Here is a 16,786-nt window from a genome sequence, read left to right on the forward strand (position 1 = left end):
GCCGCCAGTCTGCCTACATTCCCGCTCATGGGTCCAGCCGTTCCAGAGCTTTCCGATCGAGCCCGCGCCATCTTCCGCGTGGTGGTGGAATCGTATCTGCGGTCCGGCGCGCCGGTGGGATCGCGAACGATCTCGCAGCTGTCAGGCCTGAACCTCTCGCCCGCATCGATCCGTAACGTGATGCAGGATCTGGAGGAAGCGGGGCTGCTCGCCGCGCCGCACATCTCCGCCGGGCGAATGCCGACCGAGACCGGCTTGCGCCTGTTCGTCGACGGGATGATGCAGGCCGACGAGCCTTCCGAGCAGGAACGCGCCGCGATCGAGCGCCAGATCGGTCAGACCGGCCCGATCGAGGAAGCGCTGGCGGCCGCATCGGCGGTGCTGTCCGGCCTTTCGGCCTGCGCCGGCCTCGTCCTGGTGCCCAAGCAGGAGCCGATCCTGCGCCAGTTCGCCTTTGTGTCGCTGTCCCGCGATCAGGCGCTGGCGGTGCTGGTCGGCGCGGACGGGACGGTGGAGAATCGCGTCGTCGCGCTGCCGCCCGGTACCGACCCGTCCGCGCTCGTCGAGGCAGCGAATTATATTTCGTCCGAACTGGTGGGCCTAACGCTTAGCCAGGCGCAGGCGCGGCTGACGGCCGAGATTGGCCTGGGGCGCGCGCAGCTCGATCGCGCCAGCCACGATCTCGTCCAGCGTGGGCTGGCCGTGTGGTCCACCGATGGCGCCGATCGCCCGGTGTTGATCGTGCGCGGGCAGGCCAATTTGATCGACCAGTCCGCCGCCGAGGATCTCGAGCGCGTCCGCCTGCTGCTCGACGAACTGGAGGGCAAGGAGGAAATCTCCCGGCTGCTCGAAGGCGCGCGCGCCGGTTCCGCCACCAAGATCTTCATCGGATCGGAGAACAAGCTCTTTGCGTTGTCCGGTTCGTCGATTATCGCGGCCCCCTACCGCGCCCGCGAAGGGCGGGTGGTGGGTGTGGTCGGCGTGATCGGGCCGACCCGATTGAACTATGCACGCGTCGTTCCCATGGTGGATTTCACCGCGCACGCGCTTTCCAGGCTGATGGCATGACAGAAGACAAGATGAGCAACGACAACACCGAAGACCTCCGCACCGAGACCGCCGAGGCGGCGCCCGAGCTGGCCGAGCACGACAAGCTGCGCGCCGAGGTGGAAGAGGCCAAGCAACAGGCGCTCTACGTGCAGGCCGAGATGCAGAATCTCCGCCGCCGCACCGAGAAGGAGATGGCGGACGCCCGCGCCTACGCCACCACCGGCTTCGCGCGGGACCTGCTGTCGGTCGCCGACAATCTCCAGCGGGCGCTCGCCGCGATCCCGGCGGAGCTGCGCGGCGATGACAAGATGAAGCCGCTCGTCACCGGCATCGAGATGACCGCCAAGGAGCTGGAGAGCGTCTTCCAGCGCAACGGCGTCACCCGCATCGAGGCGGTGGGCCAGCCGCTCGATCCCAACAGGCATCAGGCGATCATGGAGATGGAGTCGGTCGATGCCGCACCCGGCACCGTGGTCCACGAGATGCAGACCGGCTGGATGATCAAGGACCGCCTGCTGCGCGCCGCGATGGTGGGCGTGGCCAAGGCGCCGGAGGGCGCGGGGATCGACGCCACCGCCTGAATTTAATGTGCCTTTCCGTCTGGTGGCGGGGCATCGGAGCGCCCATATGTGCGTTTACCAAGATTAACGCGGGGCTGCGCTTCCCGAGGAGCCTGGTCATGAAGAAGATTGCTCTGATGCTTGCTGCCGCCGGCAGCGCCCTCCTGATCGCCGCGACGCCGGCGGATGCGCGGGGTGGCGGTGGCGGTGGAGGCTTCCATGGCGGCGGCGGCGGATTCCACGGTGGTGGGGGGGGCGGCTGGCATGGCGGCGGCAGTGGCGGTTGGCACGGCGGTGGCGGTGGCAACTGGCATGGCGGCGGCAATTGGCACGGTGGCGGCTGGCGTGGCGGTGGCTGGGGTCGCGGTTGGGGCGGCGGCTGGTATGGCTGGCCGGTCGGCGTGGGTTATGGCTGGAGCGACTATCCGGGCTGGGGCGGCGGCTGGTATGACGACGGCTTCTATGGCGACGATTATGGTGCCGGCTACGATTATGGCTGCCCGCCCGTCTGGGATCCTTCGCTGAACAGTTACGTGCCGGCCTGCGGCTGAGCTTTCGCAGGCCGCCATTCGCTGCGATGATGGGCGACGGAGGAGAAATCCGATGTCGCCCTTTCCCATTCTCCACGCGCACCCATTCTCGTCCTACAGCTGGAAGGTGCTGATCGCGCTCTACGAGAACGGAACCCCGTTCGAATATCGCGTGCTGGAGGACGAAGCGAGCTGGGCCGAACTCGAACGGCTCTGGCCGATCCGGCTGATGCCGGTGCTGGTCGACGGCGAGCGCACGCTGATCGAGTCGAGCGTCATCATCGAATATCTGGCGATGATGCACAGCGGGCCGGTCGAACTGATCCCGTCCGATCCCGACATTGCCCTGCGCGCGCGCTTCCTCGATCGTTTCTTCGACAATCATGTGATGCGGCCGATGCAGAAGATCGTCGGAGACCATCTGCGGCCCGCGACGGATCGCGACGCTTACGGCGTCGCCGATGCCCGCACGAAGCTGGGCCGCGCCTATCGCTGGATCGAGGACAATCTGCCCGCGCGGGACTGGGCGATCGGCGAGGAGTTCACGCTGGCCGATTGCGCGGCCGCGCCCTCGCTCTTCTACGCCGACTGGGTGGAGCCAATCCCGCAGGACTGTGCCAAGGCTCGCGCCTATCGTGCCCGCCTGCTGGCGCGGCCGTCCGTTGTGCGGGTGATCGACGAAGCGCGTCCCTATCGCGCCTATTTCCCGCCCGGCGCGCCGGATCGCGACTAGGCGCGCGTCGTCACCACCGTCAGCCGCACGGTGCGGCGGATGCGGAAGCCCAGCGTATCGTAGAGCCGCACGGCGCCCTCATTGGCGGCGTAAGCGTGGAGAAAGGGCATCTCGCCCTGCGCCAGCATCCGCCGCGCGACGAGGCGCATCAGCCCGGCCGCATAGCCCTTGCCGCGATGATCGGGATGCGTGCAGACGCCGCTCACCTCGGCGAAGCCCGGCATCCGCATCCGCTCGCCCGCCATCGCAACGAGGCACCCGCTTTGCTTCACGCCGATGAAGCGGCCGAGCCGGTGCGTCTTGACGAGGAAAGGGCCGGGGCGGGTGAGCGTGGCGAGCGCCAGCATCTCGGCGGCATCCGCCTCGCCGAGTTCCTCGACCTCGAAATCCGGCTCGCCGGACGAGATCGTCCCGGCGACCATCTGCGTAATGTCCGCCTCGCGCAGGACGGTGAGGCCGGGGAGGGCGGGCAGTGGCGCGGTTTCGACCAGCCAAAGTTCTCCCTCCGCACCGGGCAGGGAGCGGAGCGCATCGATGTTTTCGGGTGTGAAATCGGCGGTGGCCGCGAATGGCCCATGATCCGGTTCGATCCGCCATGCGCGATCGTCACCGTGCGCCAGATGCGCCCAGCCGCCGGTCAGTGCGCTCCATGCGGGACGATCGAGAGGATGTGCGTTCATGCCCGGACCGCTTAGCGATCACGCCATGGTGACGGCAAGCGATGCCGCGATCACGAGCGCGCCAAGACTGATCGTCAGCACCGCGCCGGCCGCCATGTCCTTCACGTGGCCGATCTCCGGATGGATATCGGGGTGGAGATGATCGATCAGCCGCTCGATCGCCGAGTTGATCAGTTCGAGCGCCAGCACCAGTGCGACGGCAAGGCCGGTCAGCGCCCACCAGACCGGGGCGGGCTGGATCGTGAAAAGGGCGGTCGCCGCAAAAGTCGCGCAGAAGCAGTGCGTCCGGAAACTGCGTTCGGTTCGCCAGCAGGCACGGATGCCCGCCAGTGCGAAGCCCAGTCTTGTCGAGAACGGACGGTTCTTCATGGTCGGCGCTTTCCCCCGCCCGGCAATCGTGCCGATGCGCCATGCAGGGGATATGAAGCGACCGTGTTCGTCTGGAGGATTATTCTCCGAACATGCCCTTCAGCTTGTCGAAGAAGCCGGTCGAGGCGGGGCATTCTTCGCCCGTCTCGGTCTCGCGGAACTGCTGGAGCAGTTCCTTCTGCTTGGCGGAGAGCTTCGTCGGCGTCTCCACCGCGATCTCCAGCACCAGATCGCCGCGCCCGCGCCCGTTGAGCACGGGCATGCCCGATCCGCGATGGCGCAACTGCTTGCCGGACTGGATGCCGGCCGGGATCTTCACGGTGATCAGCTCGCCGTCGAGGTTCGGCACCTTGATCTCGCCGCCGAGTGCTGCGGTGGTGAAGCTGATCGGGCAGCGCGCGGCGAGGTTGGTGCCGTCGCGCTCGAAGATCTGGTGCCGCTTGACGTGCAGGAAGATATAGAGGTCGCCCGCAGGCGCACCGCGTCCGCCCGCCTCGCCCTCGCCGGTGATGCGGATGCGGGTGCCTTCGTCGACGCCGGCGGGGATCTTCACCTCCAGCGTTTTCTCCTTGTCGACGCGGCCCTCGCCCCGGCAGCCGGGGCAGGGATCGGCGATCACCTGGCCTGCGCCGTGGCAGGTCGGGCAAGCGCGCTCGATCACGAAGAAGCCCTGCTGCGCGCGGACCTGGCCGCGCCCGCCGCAGGTCTGGCAGGTGCGGGCAGAGGTGCCGGGCTTGGCGCCGGTGCCTTCGCACAGGTCGCAATTGGCGGCGACGTCGATGGTGATCGACTCGGTCTTGCCGTGGAAGGCTTCCTCCAGGCTGATCGTCAGGTCGTAGCGCAAGTCGGCGCCGCGGCGCGGGCCGCCGCGCTGCTGGCGCTGGCCGCCCATGAAATCGCCGAACACGCTCTCGAAGATGTCGGAGAAGCCCTCGAAGCCCTGCTGGCCGCCGAAGCCGCCGCCACCGCCGCCCTGCTTGAACGCGGCATGGCCGAAGCGATCGTAGGCCGCGCGCTTCTGGGGATCCTTCAGGCAGTCATACGCCTCGGAAATGGCCTTGAACTTGGCTTCCGCCTCGGCATTGCCGGGGTTGCGATCCGGATGGTGGATCATCGCCAGCCGCCGGTAGGACGACTTGATCACCTTGTCGTCGGCGGTGCGCTCGACTTCGAGCAGCTCGTAAAAATCAATCTCGGTCATTGAGTCCTCTTAGCCCTCTCCCGCTTCCGGGGGAGGGAGGGGCCCGCCGGCGTTAGCCGGTGGGAGGGTGAGGGCGTGCAGCGCCTGCTGCCTACCCTCACCCAACTCCGACTAAGTGGCTTCGCCACTAAGTCTCCGTACGCCTCTCCCGCTCAGCGGGAGAGGGTTTCTCTCACTTGTTGTCGTCGACTTCCGAGAACTCGGCGTCCACGACATCGTCGTCCTTCGGACCCTCGGCCCCCGGCGAGGCCGCCGCAGCCTGATCCTTCTCGTAGATCGCCTGGCCGAGCTTCATCGCGACCTGCGCGAGGGCCTGGGCCTTCTCGCTCATCTGGGTCGCGTCGTTGCTCTCGACAGCAGTCTTCGCCTCGGCGATCGCCGCCTCGATCTCGGACTTCAGCGACGCATCGACCTTGTCGCCATGCTCTTGCAGCTGGCGTTCGGTCGAGTGGATCAGGCCCTCGGCGTTGTTCTTCGCCTCGGCCGCTTCGCGACGCTTCTTGTCCTCCTCGGCGAACTTCTCGGCATCCTTCACCATCTGGTCGATGTCGTTGTCGCTGAGGCCGCCCGACGCCTGGATCTTGATCTGCTGCTCCTTGCCGGTGCCGCGATCCTTGGCCGAGACGTTGACGATGCCGTTGGCGTCGATGTCGAACGTGACCTCGATCTGCGGCACGCCGCGCGGCGCCGGCGGGATGCCGATCAGGTCGAACTGGCCGAGCAGCTTGTTGTCCGCCGCCATCTCGCGCTCGCCCTGGAAGACGCGGATCGTCACCGCGTTCTGGTTATCCTCGGCGGTCGAGTAGGTCTGCGACTTCTTGGTCGGGATCGTCGTGTTGCGATCGATCATACGGGTGAACACGCCACCCAGCGTCTCGATGCCCAGCGAAAGCGGGGTCACGTCGAGCAGCAGCACGTCCTTCACGTCGCCCTGCAGCACGCCGGCCTGCACCGCCGCGCCGATCGCCACCACCTCATCGGGGTTGACGCCGGTGTGCGGCTCCTTGCCGAAGAAGTCCTTCACGGCCTGGCGGACGCGCGGCATGCGGGTCATGCCGCCGACGAGGACGACCTCGTCGATCGCATCGGCCTTCAGGCCGGCATCGGCGAGCGCCTTCTTCACGGGATCCATCGTGCGACGGACCAGATCCTCGACCAGCCGCTCCAGATCGGCGCGGGTGATCGTCTTCACGAGATGCTTCGGGCCGTTCTGGTCGGCTGTGATGAACGGCAGGTTCACCTCGGTCGACTGCGCGGACGAAAGCTCGATCTTCGCTTTCTCGGCCGCTTCCTTCAGGCGCTGGAGCGCGAGCTTGTCCTTGGTGAGGTCGATGCCCTCATCCTTCTGGAAGCCCTGCGCCAGATAATCGACGATCTTGTTGTCGAAATCCTCGCCGCCCAGGAAGGTGTCGCCGTTGGTCGATTTCACCTCGAACACGCCGTCGCCGATCTCGAGCACCGAGATATCGAAGGTGCCGCCGCCAAGGTCGTAGACCGCGATGGTCTTGTTGTTGTCCTTGTCGAGGCCATAGGCGAGCGCGGCCGCGGTCGGCTCGTTGATGATGCGCAGGACGTCGAGGCCGGCGATCTTGCCGGCGTCCTTGGTCGCCTGGCGCTGCGCGTCGTTGAAATAGGCGGGCACCGTGATCACGGCCTGCGTGACGGTCTCGCCGAGATAGCTCTCGGCGGTTTCCTTCATCTTCTGCAGGGTGAAGGCGGAAATCTGGCTGGGCGAATAATCCTCGCCCCCGGCCTGCACCCACGCGTCGCCGTTCGGGCCCTTCACGATGTGATAGGGGACCAGCTCGGTGTCCTTGCGGGTGATGGGATCGTCATAGCGGCGGCCGATCAGGCGCTTCACCGCGAAGACGGTGTTGGTCGGGTTGGTGACCGCCTGGCGCTTCGCCGGCTGGCCGATCAACCGCTCGCCGTCCTTCGTGAAGGCGACGATGGAGGGGGTCGTGCGCGCGCCCTCCGAATTCTCGATAACCTTGGGCTTGCCGCCCTCCATCACGGCCACGCACGAGTTCGTGGTGCCGAGATCGATGCCGATAACCTTAGCCATTCAATATCCCCGTAATCTAACTCTCGAATGTTCGACGAGCCTGTCGTCCCCCCTCATCAAGCGAAGGACGAGAGGAATGCTCCATGCGGCGATATAAGAGGCGTTTGGCTTGCTGCAAGCGGGTTGGCGCCCTAATCCACGGGGCGTAACGATCGGGGACAGGTTGGGCATGAGGATCGCGCGTATCGCGCCGTGGGCGCTGCTGGCGCTGGCGGGGTGCCATCATGAGGCGAAGCTGTCGGCGGATCAGGCCTGGGTGCGGTTGCCGGCGGTAGCGGGGAATCCGGGGGCGGGATACCTCACGATTCACGGCGGGCCGCAGCCGACACGGCTGCTGGCGGTGGAAAGCCCGGCGGCGGGATCGACCGAATTGCACGAGAGCATGAAGATGGGGCCGGGCGGCATGACCGGCATGCAGCGGCTCGACGGGCTGGACGTGCCCGCCAACGGTACGGTCAGGTTCGCGCCGGGCGGCAACCATGTGATGATGTTCGGCCTGGGCGCCGCCCTGAAAGCTGGCGACACGATCCCGCTGAGCATCCGTTTCGAGAAGGGGCAGCCGCTGACGGTCGAGGCGAAGGTCGTCGGCGCGGGCGACGCCGCGCCTTATTGATGGATAGCGCCCGCCCGCTCACTCTTGGCGAGACCGCGCTTGCCCACCTGATCTTCGGCGATGCGATCGACTATGAGGCGGTGCAGATCATCAATCGGCGCTGGTTCCCGTTCCAGCCACGCGAGACACTGATGGCGCCGGACGGGCATATCTGGATCCCGCCGTCGAGCTCGGCTTGGTGCGAAGACTTCTCCTGCGCCAGCCAATCGATGCAGGGCCTCTTCATTCACGAGATGACGCACGTCTGGCAGGCGCAAAAGGGCGGGCGCTGGTATCTGCCGCTGATGCGCCATCCCTTCTGCCGCTATGCCTATGTGCTGAAGCCGGGAAAGCCGTTCCACCGCTACGGCATCGAGCAGCAGGCCGAGATCGTCCGTCACGCCTGGTCCGCACGGCGCAGCGGTGGCCGGCTGGCGAGCGAACTGGAAGCGATCCTGCCTTTCCGCCGCGCCTGATCCGCCGCAATTCCGCCGCGCTGGCGGGGTAGGGATCCACCGTCGCAATCGTCATTGCGAGCGGAGCGAAGCAATCCACGGGCCACCACCGTCGCGCCATGGATTTCTTCGTCCCTTCGCTTCTCGCAATGACGGGGGAGGGTTTCTATGCGTATCCTGTTACTCGCCGCCTGCCTGATGCTGCCGGGCTGCGTCGTCCATACCGCCTACGACGTCGCGACCGCGCCGGTGCGCGTCGGCTCCAAGGTGGTGGACTGGAGCACGACCAGCCAGTCCGAGGCGGATCGCAACCGTGGCCGTAAGATGCGCAAGGAGGAAGAGCGGCAGAAGAAGGAAGCGCGCAGGGAAGCGAAGCGCCAGCGCGAGCAGGGTTACTCATCGCCTTATTGAGCTTTATCCTGCTGCGGTCATGCCCGATCCCACACTCACCGAACGCCTGAAGGCCGAAGCCGCGCGCCTCGGTTTCGTCGCGTGCGGGGTGACGCGGGCGGTGGACGAGCCACTACCCGGTGCACGGCTGATGGAATGGCTGGGCGAGGGCGCGCACGGATCGATGGGCTGGATGGAGGCGCGCGCGGACTGGCGGCGCTCCCCAAAGGCGCTTTGGCCGGAGGTGAAGTCGGTGGTCGCGCTCGGCATGAGCTACGCGCCGCCCGAGAATCCGATGCGTCTCGCTTCCGAGCCGGAGACGGCCCGCATCTCGGTCTACGCGCAGGGTCAGGACTATCACGACGTCGTCAAGAAGGCGCTGAAGGCGCTCGCCCGCTGGCTGGTGGCGGAAGGGGGCGGCGCGCTCAAGGTGTTCGTCGATACCGCGCCGGTGATGGAAAAGCCGCTGGCACAAGCGGCGGGGCTGGGCTGGCAGGGCAAACATACCAACCTCGTCAGTCGCGATCACGGCAGCTGGCTGTTACTCGGCTGCGTGATGACGGAGCTGGAGCTGGAGCCGGACACGCCTTCGCGGGACACCTGCGGCTCGTGCGATGCCTGCCAGGTCGCCTGCCCGACCGATGCCTTCCCCGCGCCCTACCGGATCGACGCGCGGCGCTGCATCTCCTACCTCACGATCGAGCATGACGGGCCGATCCCGCGCGATCTGCGCGAGGGGATCGGCAACCACGTCTACGGCTGCGACGATTGCCTGTCCGCTTGCCCTTGGAACAAGTTCGCGGTCGCGGCCAACGCCAACATGGCCTTCGCCGCCCGTGCGGAGCTGGCGGCGCCGCAGGTAGGAGATCTGCTGGCGCTCGACGATGCGAGCTTCCGGCAGGTTTTTTCCGGTTCGCCGATCAAGCGGATCGGGCGCGACCGGATGGTGCGCAACGCCGCGATCGTGGCGGGCAACAGCGGCCGCCCGGCGCTGGCGGACAGGCTGGAACCGCTGCTCGACGATCCTTCGCCGATGGTGCGCGGGGCCGCGGTGTGGGCGCTGGGGCAGCTGGGCCGGCTTGACCCGGCGCAGGCGGAAGGCGAGGTCGATCCGGCGGTTCAAGAAGAGTGGGCGGAAGCGCTCAGGGCGCCGCCGCGCGCCGGCTGAGCGCCGCGATGCAGGACGCGCGATCGATGTCGTCGCCGCTCGGCAGGCGCGCATCGATATAGGTGACGACCGGCTCGGCGCCCGTCTTGGACGGATAGAGATAGGTGTCCAGCACGCAGACCGGGCCGACGAACTGCAGCTTGCGCGCCTGCCCCTCATGCCCGTCGAGATCGGCCGGGCCGAACAATGCGGTAAGTTGCGCCGCCGTCTTGCCGATCACGCGCTCCAGCCCGGCTTCGCGCATGTTGGCCGGTTTCTCGGACGGGACGGCGGGTGTGCTCGATGGCCCCGAAGGCGTGGAACAGGCGGCGAGCGCAAGGGCGGGGAGCAGCAGGGGGGCGAGGCGACGAATCATGCCCCTCCCTGCCATGCGGACAGGCTGTCGCAAACCGTGCCGCGCGCCACCCTGCAAAGATTGCGCGCCAGCCTGCCGCCCGCTAGGCGCAGCCCCATGCTTTTCCGGAGAATTTCGTGACCGATACCACGCTCGACATCATCGCCATCGGCAATGCGCTGGTGGACGTGCTCGCCCCCGCCGACGACGCCTTTCTCGCGGCCGAGGGGCTGACCAAGGGCGCGATGCAGCTGATCGACGCCGATCGCGCCACCTCGCTTTACGGCCATATGGGGCCGGGCAAGGAGATTTCGGGAGGATCGGCGGGCAACACCGTGGCGGGTGCTGCGATGATGGGCGCGCGCTGCGCCTTCATCGGGCAGGTCGCGCAGGATCAGCTTGGCGAGGTGTTCATGCACGACCTGAAGGCGCAGGGCATCGACTATATCGTGCCCGCGCGCGAGGCTGACATCCCGACCGGCCGCTGCCTGATACTGGTCGGCGAGTGTGGCGAGCGGACCATGAACACCTTTCTCGGTGCCGCGCAGTTCCTGCCGCCGGAAGCGGTGGACGAGGCCCAGGTCGCCTCTGCCAAGGTGCTGCTGCTCGAAGGCTATCTGTGGGATCCGGCCGAGCCGCGCGCGGCGATGAAGGCCGCGATCCGGATGGCACGCAAGGCGGGCCGCCAGGTCGCGCTCGGCGTGTCGGCTGTGTTCTGCATCATGAACCACCTGAGCGATTTCCGCGCTCTGGTGGACGATGGCGACATCGACATCCTCTTCGCCAACGAGGAGGAGCTGCTGGCGCTGACCGGCGAGGCGACATTCGAAGCGGCGATGGACGCGCTGGCGCCGAAGCTGCCGCTGGTGGTGGCGACGCGGGGCAAGGACGGCGCCTGGGCGGCGGCGAACGGCGAGCGCTTCCATGTGCCTGCCGAGCCGGTCGAGCGCGTGGTGGATACCACCGGTGCCGGCGATCTGTTCTCGGCGGGCTATCTGGTCGGCCATGTGAAGGGCCGTCCGGTCGAAGAGTGCCTGGCGATGGGCGCGATCGCGGCCGCCGAGGTGATCTCGCACTATGGCGCGCGGCCCGAGCAGGATCTCAACAAGCTGATCGCCGCCAGGCTCGGCTGATCCGTCACCCCCACCGTTCGCGCTTCGACAGGTTCAGCGCGAACGGAGGTAAACAAAAAGGGGCGGGAGGTATCGCTGCTTCCCGCCCCTTCTTTGCGCCTGTCCGTCCGGTTCAGGCTGTCGCCTCCGGAGCGGCCTCGCCGCTTTCGTCGATGATGCCGCGCCCGACATAGGAGCGCGAGCGGCTGTAGAAGAAATAGACCAGCAGACCGATCGCGCCCCAGATCGGCAGCACCAGGATCGCGGTGAGCGGCAGCGACACGTACAGCGCGATGCAGCCGATGATCGCGGCCGGAGCGACCACCCAGACCAGCGGGGTGCGGAACGGCCGCTTGCGCGTCGGATCGGTTTTGCGCAGCACCATCACCGACACCGCCACCATCAGGAAGGCGAACAGCGTGCCGGAGTTGGAATAATCCGCCAGCTTGCCGACCGGCAGGATCGCCGCGGCGATGGTCGCCGCGATGCCGGTCACGAAGGTGACGATGTGCGGGGTCTTGAACTTCGGATGGACGCTGGCGAGCTTGGCCGGAAGCAGGCCGTCGCGCGCCATGGTGAAGAAAATGCGGGTCTGCCCGTACATCATCATCAGCACGACCGACGGCAGTGCCAGCACGGCGGCGAGGCCGACGAACCAACCGAAGATCGGATGGCCCATCACCTGCAGAACATGGACCAGAGCTTCCTTGGAGCAGACCAGCGGCTCGACCGCGCCGCTGCCGGTGATCGCGGCGCAGCGGCCGGCGATCTCGGCGGTGCCCGGCGCCAGCAAGGCACCGTTCGCGCCGGTGACTGGCTGCGCGCCGATCGCGCCGATCGCGCCGGAGGCGACCAGCAGGTAGAAGAGGGTGCAGATGCCGAGCGATCCGATCAGGCCGATCGGCACGTTGCGCTGGGGATTCTTGGTCTCCTCGGCGGCCGTCGACACCGCGTCGAAGCCGACATAGGCGAAGAAGATCGAGGCGGCCGCCCCGAACACGCCGACCGATCCGGTGGGCATGAAGGGATGGAAATAGCCGGTCTTCATGCTCGGCAGCGTGAGGATCACGAACAGGCTCAGCGCCGCGATCTTGATGCAGACCAGGATCGCATTGACGAACGCGCTCTCTGTGGTGCCGATCACCAGCAGGCTCATCACGACCAGCGAGATGATGATCGCCGGCAGGTTGATCCAGCCGCCGGTTTGCGCGGCGGTCATCAGGTCGGGCGTGGCGGCGGCGCCGAACGCCAGCTGGACATGCGCCATCAGCGCGTCCGCGTTACTGATCACGGCGGGTATGTGGATTCCCGATGCGGAGAGCAGGCCGACCGCGTGGTTCGACCAGCCCACCGCCACCGCGCTCGCGCCCACGGCATATTCCAGGATCAGCGCCCAGCCGACCATCCAGGCGAGCAGTTCGCCGATGACGGCGTAGGTGTAGGTGTAGGCGGATCCCGCCACCGGTACCATCGAGGCCAGCTCCGAATAGCAGAGCGCGGCGACGCCGCAGACGAAGCCCGCGACGATGAAGCTCAGCAGCATGCCGGGGCCGGCCTTCTGCGCGGCCTCCGACGTCAGCACGAAGATGCCGGTGCCGATGACGGCGCCGATGCCCAGCAATGTCAATTGGAAGGCACCCAAGGATCGGTGCAGCGACTTTTTCTCAGCGGTCGCGAGAATCGCGTCCAGCGGCTTTACACGGCCGAAGATCATCAAACATGTCCCCTAGCGGCTTGCGCCCGATGGCGCGCCGTTGCTCTGGGGACGGGAGCCTAGCGACTGATCCGCGCCGCGCAAGCGCGTTGCGTCAGTCGCGTGACAACATCGGGCCGAGCGGACGGCCGCCGAACAGATGGACGTGGAGGTGCGGCACCTCCTGATGGCCATGGCCGCCGATATTGGCGAGCAGGCGGTAGCCCGGCTCGACCAGATCGTTGTCGCGCGCCACCTTGCCGATCGCGCGGACGAAGCCGGCGATCTCGGCATCGGGGGCATGGGCCGAGAAATCGTCCCACGACACGTAGCGGCCCTTGGGGATCACCAGGATGTGGACCGGCGCCTGCGGGTTGATGTCGTGGAAGGCGAGGGCGAACTCGTCCTCATAGACCGTCTTGTTCGGAATCTCGCCGCGCAGGATCTTTGCGAAGATGTTGCCGTCGTCATAGGGCAGGGTGGCGTCGATCGGCATCATCCCCTCCGGATGCGGCGGCGCGAGGCAGGGGCGGGGCCGCCCAGCGCGATGCCGGGCGTCGGGCCGGGTTCGGGAGCTGCGGCTGGTGCCGACAGCGGGCGGGGTGCTTCCTCTGCCTCGACCGGCGGCACGGTGCGCGAGGCTTTCTCATCGAGGCCGGAGGTGCCCTCGCGGCGATCCAGCTCCGCCAGCACGTCGGTCAGCGGCACGTCGCTCGCTTCGAGCAGTACCAGCAAATGGAAAAGGAGATCGGCGGCTTCGCCGGTCACCGCCTTGGGATCGCGCTGCATGGCGGCGATCACGGTCTCGGTCGCTTCCTCGCCGAGCTTCTGCGCGATCTTCGGCAGGCCCTTCGCGAACAGCGAGGCGGTGTAGGAAGAGCCGGCATCGGCGCCCCTGCGGGCGGCGATGGTGGCGGCGAGCCTGTTCAGCGTATCGACCATGCGGCCGCCTTATGGGGCGGCCGGTGGTCGGGTCAACAGGTCTTCAGCCCTCGGAGCGGCGCTTGGCGCGCGCGTGGAGCCTCCGGCCGATCACGACGCCTGCGGCGCCCATCAGCAGCAGGATCGCGTCCGAAGGCTCGGGAACAGCCGTGCCGCCGGATGACGTGGTCGTATTGCCACCCGACGAACTCGGCATACCGCCCGAGCTGGTCGTCGTGTTGCCGCCCGAGGTGGTGGTCGTGTGACCACCCGACGTACTGCCCCACCAGCCGCCCGAGGAGGAGGACGTGGACGAATGGCCGCCCCACAGGCCGCCCGCCTGAGCCGGACCGGATGCCATCGCGATGGCCGCTACCGCGAAAATCGTGTGTGCGAACTTCATCCCGATACCTCCCGATCTGCCCGCGTCGCCCCTGAACGGCGAATCGGCGTCTCACCGAAAGGCTATAGGCATGATGGACGCTATTCGGCGGCCATTCGCGACCGGCCTGTTTCAAAATGGGGCGGCCTAGCCCCGAACCGGCAAGCCCGCCTGCTTCAGCGCCGCGCGCGCTTCGGCGACGCTGTGCTGGCCGAAGTGGAAGATCGACGCGGCGAGCACCGCCGAGGCATGGCCTTCGGTCACGCCCGCGACGAGATGATCGAGATTGCCGACCCCGCCGCTGGCGATGACGGGCACGGAAACCGCGTCCGAAATCGCGCGGGTGAGCGCGAGGTCGTAGCCGTCACGCGTGCCGTCGCGGTCCATCGACGTGACGAGCAATTCGCCTGCGCCGCGCGACGCGAGGTCGCGGGCGTGGGCTACGGCATCGATCCCGGTCGGCTTGCGGCCGCCATGGGTGTAGATTTCCCACTGGCCCGGCGCGACCTGCCGTGCGTCGATGGCGCCGACGACGCATTGCGCGCCGAATCGCTCGGCCATCTCGCCGACGAGGGCCGGGCGGGCGACGGCGGCGGAATTGACCGCCACCTTATCGGCGCCCGCGAGCAGCAGCGCACGCGCATCCTCCACCTTGCGGACGCCGCCGCCGACGGTGAGCGGCATGAAGCAGACGGCGGCGGTGCGCGCCACCACGTCGAGGATCGTGCCGCGTTCCTCGTGACTGGCGGTGATGTCGAGGAAGCAGAGCTCGTCGGCCTGCGCCGCGTCGTAGACCCGCGCCTGCTCGACCGGATCGCCGGCGTCCGCGAGATCGACGAAGTTCACGCCCTTGACGACGCGCCCGCCGGCGACGTCGAGGCAGGGGATGACGCGGACGCGGACGGTCATCCGGCCGCGACCCGCAGCGCCTCGGCCAGATCGAGTCGTCCGTCGTAGAGCGCGCGGCCGGTGATGACGCCTTCGATGCCCCCCTCGGCGATGCCCGAGCGCGCGATCATCAGCGCCTCGATATCCTCGATACCGGCGACGCCGCCGCTGGCGATCACGGGAATGGACGAGGCATGGGCCAGCGCCTGCGTCGCCTCGACGTTGCAGCCCTTGAGCAGTCCGTCGCGGCCGACATCGGTGAACAGCAAGGCCGCGACGCCGACATCGGCGAAGCGCTCGGCCAGATCGACGACGCGGACCTCGGACACGTCCGCCCAGCCCTTGGTGGCGACGAAACCGTCGCGCGCGTCCACCGCGACGACGATGCGGCCGGGCAGATCGCGCGCCGCCTGCTCGACGAAATCGGGATGATCGAGCGCGGCGGTGCCGATCACCACGCGATCGACGCCGAGGCCGAGCCAGCGATCCACCGCCGCCCGATCGCGGATGCCGCCGCCGAGCTGCACCTTGCCGGGGAAGGCGGCGACGATGCTCTCCACCGCGGCAGCGTTGACCGCCTTGCCCGCGAAGGCGCCGTCGAGATCGACGACATGGAGGTGCGTCGCGCCGGCCTGCGCGAAGAGGCGTGCCTGATGCGCCGGATCGTCGCCGTAGACGGTGGCGCGGTCCATATCGCCCTCGGCGAGGCGGACGACCTGGCCGCCCTTGAGGTCGATGGCGGGGAAGACGATGAGGGGGGCGATCAAGGCTTCCACTCCACAAAGCGGGCGAGCAGCGCCAGCCCGTAGGCCTGGCTCTTCTCGGGATGGAATTGCACGCCGAGCATGTTGTCGCGCCCGACGGCGGCGGTGACGGACCCGCCGTGATCGGTGGTGGCGATCAGCTCGGCCGGATCGGTCATGTCGAAGGCGTAGCTGTGCAGGAAATAAGCCTCGCCCGGCACGATGAGCGGGTGGGTACGCGCCGGGACGACATCGTTCCAGCCCATGTGGGGCACCTTGAGGCCGGGTGTATCGGGCAGGCGGCGCACGGTGCCGTCGATCCAGCCGAGGCCCGGATAGATGCCCATTTCCTCGCCGGCATTGGCCATCAGCTGCATGCCGACGCAGATGCCGAGGAAGGGCGCGCCCCGATCGACCACGGTTTCGTTCAGCGCCTCGATCATCCCGCCGAGCGCGGAAAGCGCGCCCATGCAGGCCCCGAAGGCGCCGACGCCGGGCAGCACGACCCGGTCGGCGGTGCGGACGGTTTCGGGATCGGCGGTGACGGTGACCGCAGGCGCGCCCGCCGCCTTCAGTGCGTTCTCCACCGAGCGCAGGTTGCCCGCGCCATAGTCGATCAGCGCAAGGGTCACCCTCTCAGCGCGTCCAGGCCGGGCGCGGTCATGCCGAGCGCGACTTCGGTGATGTCGACCGTGGCGACGCCCTCGGTGACGAACGGATCGCTCGCGGCGAAGGCTTCCGCTTCCGCGCGGGACGCGGCCTTGGCGATGATCACGCCGCCGGTGCGCGGCACCTTGCGGCCCGACGCGAGCAGCACGCCGTCGGCGACCGCCTGCTTCATCCACTCGACATGCGCCGGGAGGTGGACGTCGACCGCCTCTTCCGGCGTCGTGTAGGTCAGCGAGATCACGAACATGTCC

The 16,786-nt window shown here is 67.8% G+C and carries 21 protein-coding genes and 1 pseudogene; 9 read left to right on the forward strand and 13 right to left on the reverse strand.

Annotated elements, in window-relative coordinates:
• Window positions 1-27 precede the first annotated feature (27 nt).
• From hrcA to QGN17_RS00370, 4 genes are all read left to right on the forward strand, one after another.
• Window positions 28-1,068, forward strand: a complete 1,041-nt coding sequence (gene hrcA / locus QGN17_RS00355) for a heat-inducible transcriptional repressor HrcA (protein WP_281042532.1) — start codon at window positions 28-30, stop codon at window positions 1,066-1,068.
• A complete protein-coding gene (gene grpE / locus QGN17_RS00360; protein ID WP_281042533.1) occupies window positions 1,065-1,631 on the forward strand; it encodes a nucleotide exchange factor GrpE in 567 nt (188 codons plus the stop codon). Before hrcA ends, grpE begins: the two co-directional genes overlap by 4 nt.
• A gap of 98 nt (window positions 1,632-1,729) precedes the next feature.
• Window positions 1,730-2,161: a hypothetical protein gene (locus QGN17_RS00365; protein WP_281042534.1), complete on the forward strand. Its 432-nt coding sequence runs from the start codon at window positions 1,730-1,732 to the stop codon at window positions 2,159-2,161.
• Window positions 2,162-2,213: 52 nt separating this feature from the next.
• Window positions 2,214-2,873, forward strand: coding sequence for a glutathione S-transferase family protein (locus QGN17_RS00370; protein ID WP_281042535.1), 660 nt, complete (start codon window positions 2,214-2,216; stop codon window positions 2,871-2,873).
• On the opposite strand, the gene QGN17_RS00375 is transcribed toward QGN17_RS00370, so the two are convergent.
• From QGN17_RS00375 to dnaK, 4 genes are all read right to left on the reverse strand, one after another.
• Window positions 2,870-3,553 carry a GNAT family N-acetyltransferase gene (locus tag QGN17_RS00375; protein WP_281042536.1) on the reverse strand — a complete coding sequence of 228 codons (684 nt, stop codon included), beginning with the start codon at window positions 3,551-3,553 and terminating at the stop codon, window positions 2,870-2,872. The genes QGN17_RS00370 and QGN17_RS00375 overlap by 4 nt on opposite strands.
• A gap of 18 nt (window positions 3,554-3,571) precedes the next feature.
• Window positions 3,572-3,922, reverse strand: a complete 351-nt coding sequence (locus QGN17_RS00380; protein WP_281042537.1) for a diacylglycerol kinase — start codon at window positions 3,920-3,922, stop codon at window positions 3,572-3,574.
• Window positions 3,923-4,001: 79 nt separating this feature from the next.
• Window positions 4,002-5,123 carry a molecular chaperone DnaJ gene (gene dnaJ / locus QGN17_RS00385; RefSeq protein ID WP_281042538.1) on the reverse strand — a complete coding sequence of 374 codons (1,122 nt, stop codon included), beginning with the start codon at window positions 5,121-5,123 and terminating at the stop codon, window positions 4,002-4,004.
• 172 nt (window positions 5,124-5,295) lie between these two features.
• Window positions 5,296-7,188 carry a molecular chaperone DnaK gene (gene dnaK / locus QGN17_RS00390; protein WP_281042539.1) on the reverse strand — a complete coding sequence of 631 codons (1,893 nt, stop codon included), beginning with the start codon at window positions 7,186-7,188 and terminating at the stop codon, window positions 5,296-5,298.
• Between the two features lie 169 nt (window positions 7,189-7,357).
• Between dnaK and QGN17_RS00395 the strand changes: the two genes are divergently transcribed.
• The 4 genes from QGN17_RS00395 to queG all read left to right on the forward strand — a co-directional run bounded on the left by QGN17_RS00395 (window position 7,358) and on the right by queG (window position 9,793).
• Window positions 7,358-7,801: a copper chaperone PCu(A)C gene (locus QGN17_RS00395; protein WP_281042540.1), complete on the forward strand. Its 444-nt coding sequence runs from the start codon at window positions 7,358-7,360 to the stop codon at window positions 7,799-7,801.
• Window positions 7,801-8,256, forward strand: coding sequence for a vgr related protein (locus tag QGN17_RS00400; RefSeq protein ID WP_281042541.1), 456 nt, complete (start codon window positions 7,801-7,803; stop codon window positions 8,254-8,256). Before QGN17_RS00395 ends, QGN17_RS00400 begins: the two co-directional genes overlap by 1 nt.
• A 147-nt stretch (window positions 8,257-8,403) precedes the next feature.
• Window positions 8,404-8,646 carry a hypothetical protein gene (locus QGN17_RS00405; RefSeq protein ID WP_281042542.1) on the forward strand — a complete coding sequence of 81 codons (243 nt, stop codon included), beginning with the start codon at window positions 8,404-8,406 and terminating at the stop codon, window positions 8,644-8,646.
• 19 nt (window positions 8,647-8,665) lie between these two features.
• Window positions 8,666-9,793, forward strand: coding sequence for a tRNA epoxyqueuosine(34) reductase QueG (gene queG / locus QGN17_RS00410; RefSeq protein ID WP_281042543.1), 1,128 nt, complete (start codon window positions 8,666-8,668; stop codon window positions 9,791-9,793).
• Here the strand turns inward: queG and QGN17_RS00415 are convergent.
• Window positions 9,768-10,148 (reverse strand): hypothetical protein, encoded by a 381-nt coding sequence (locus QGN17_RS00415; RefSeq protein WP_281042544.1) that lies wholly within the window; start codon window positions 10,146-10,148, stop codon window positions 9,768-9,770. The genes queG and QGN17_RS00415 overlap by 26 nt on opposite strands.
• Window positions 10,149-10,264: 116 nt before the next feature.
• On the opposite strand from QGN17_RS00415, the gene QGN17_RS00420 reads away from it, so the two are divergent.
• On the forward strand, window positions 10,265-11,260 hold the full coding sequence (locus tag QGN17_RS00420) for an adenosine kinase (protein ID WP_281042545.1): 996 nt from the start codon (window positions 10,265-10,267) through the stop codon (window positions 11,258-11,260).
• A gap of 112 nt (window positions 11,261-11,372) precedes the next feature.
• Here the strand turns inward: QGN17_RS00420 and QGN17_RS00425 are convergent, their stop codons facing one another.
• The 8 genes and pseudogenes from QGN17_RS00425 to QGN17_RS00460 all read right to left on the reverse strand — a co-directional run bounded on the left by QGN17_RS00425 (window position 11,373) and on the right by QGN17_RS00460 (window position 16,782).
• Window positions 11,373-12,953 (reverse strand): amino acid permease, encoded by a 1,581-nt coding sequence (locus QGN17_RS00425; protein WP_281042546.1) that lies wholly within the window; start codon window positions 12,951-12,953, stop codon window positions 11,373-11,375.
• Window positions 12,954-13,047: 94 nt separating this feature from the next.
• On the reverse strand, window positions 13,048-13,428 hold the full coding sequence (locus tag QGN17_RS00430; RefSeq protein WP_281042547.1) for a histidine triad nucleotide-binding protein: 381 nt from the start codon (window positions 13,426-13,428) through the stop codon (window positions 13,048-13,050).
• Between the two features lie 137 nt (window positions 13,429-13,565).
• Window positions 13,566-13,874 (reverse strand): annotated as a pseudogene (locus QGN17_RS00435) (phosphoribosyl-ATP diphosphatase); the annotation flags it as partial.
• Between the two features lie 43 nt (window positions 13,875-13,917).
• Window positions 13,918-14,256, reverse strand: a complete 339-nt coding sequence (locus tag QGN17_RS00440) for a PEP-CTERM sorting domain-containing protein (protein WP_281042548.1) — start codon at window positions 14,254-14,256, stop codon at window positions 13,918-13,920.
• A 126-nt stretch (window positions 14,257-14,382) separates the two neighbouring features.
• Window positions 14,383-15,144 carry an imidazole glycerol phosphate synthase subunit HisF gene (gene hisF, locus QGN17_RS00445; protein WP_281042549.1) on the reverse strand — a complete coding sequence of 254 codons (762 nt, stop codon included), beginning with the start codon at window positions 15,142-15,144 and terminating at the stop codon, window positions 14,383-14,385.
• The gene (hisA, locus tag QGN17_RS00450; RefSeq protein WP_281045113.1) at window positions 15,141-15,887 is read right to left on the reverse strand and encodes a 1-(5-phosphoribosyl)-5-[(5-phosphoribosylamino)methylideneamino]imidazole-4-carboxamide isomerase; all 747 of its coding nucleotides are present in this window, start codon (window positions 15,885-15,887) and stop codon (window positions 15,141-15,143) included. Before hisA ends, hisF begins: the two co-directional genes overlap by 4 nt.
• On the reverse strand, window positions 15,887-16,498 hold the full coding sequence (hisH, locus tag QGN17_RS00455) for an imidazole glycerol phosphate synthase subunit HisH (protein ID WP_281042550.1): 612 nt from the start codon (window positions 16,496-16,498) through the stop codon (window positions 15,887-15,889). Before hisH ends, hisA begins: the two co-directional genes overlap by 1 nt.
• Window positions 16,495-16,782, reverse strand: a complete 288-nt coding sequence (locus QGN17_RS00460; protein WP_281042551.1) for a YciI family protein — start codon at window positions 16,780-16,782, stop codon at window positions 16,495-16,497. The genes hisH and QGN17_RS00460 overlap by 4 nt, the downstream gene beginning before the upstream one ends.
• Between the last annotated feature and the right edge of the window lie 4 nt (window positions 16,783-16,786).

It is taken from the genome of Sphingomonas oryzagri (genome assembly GCF_029906645.1).
GTDB classification, from domain to species: Bacteria; Pseudomonadota; Alphaproteobacteria; order Sphingomonadales; family Sphingomonadaceae; genus Solisphingomonas; species Solisphingomonas oryzagri.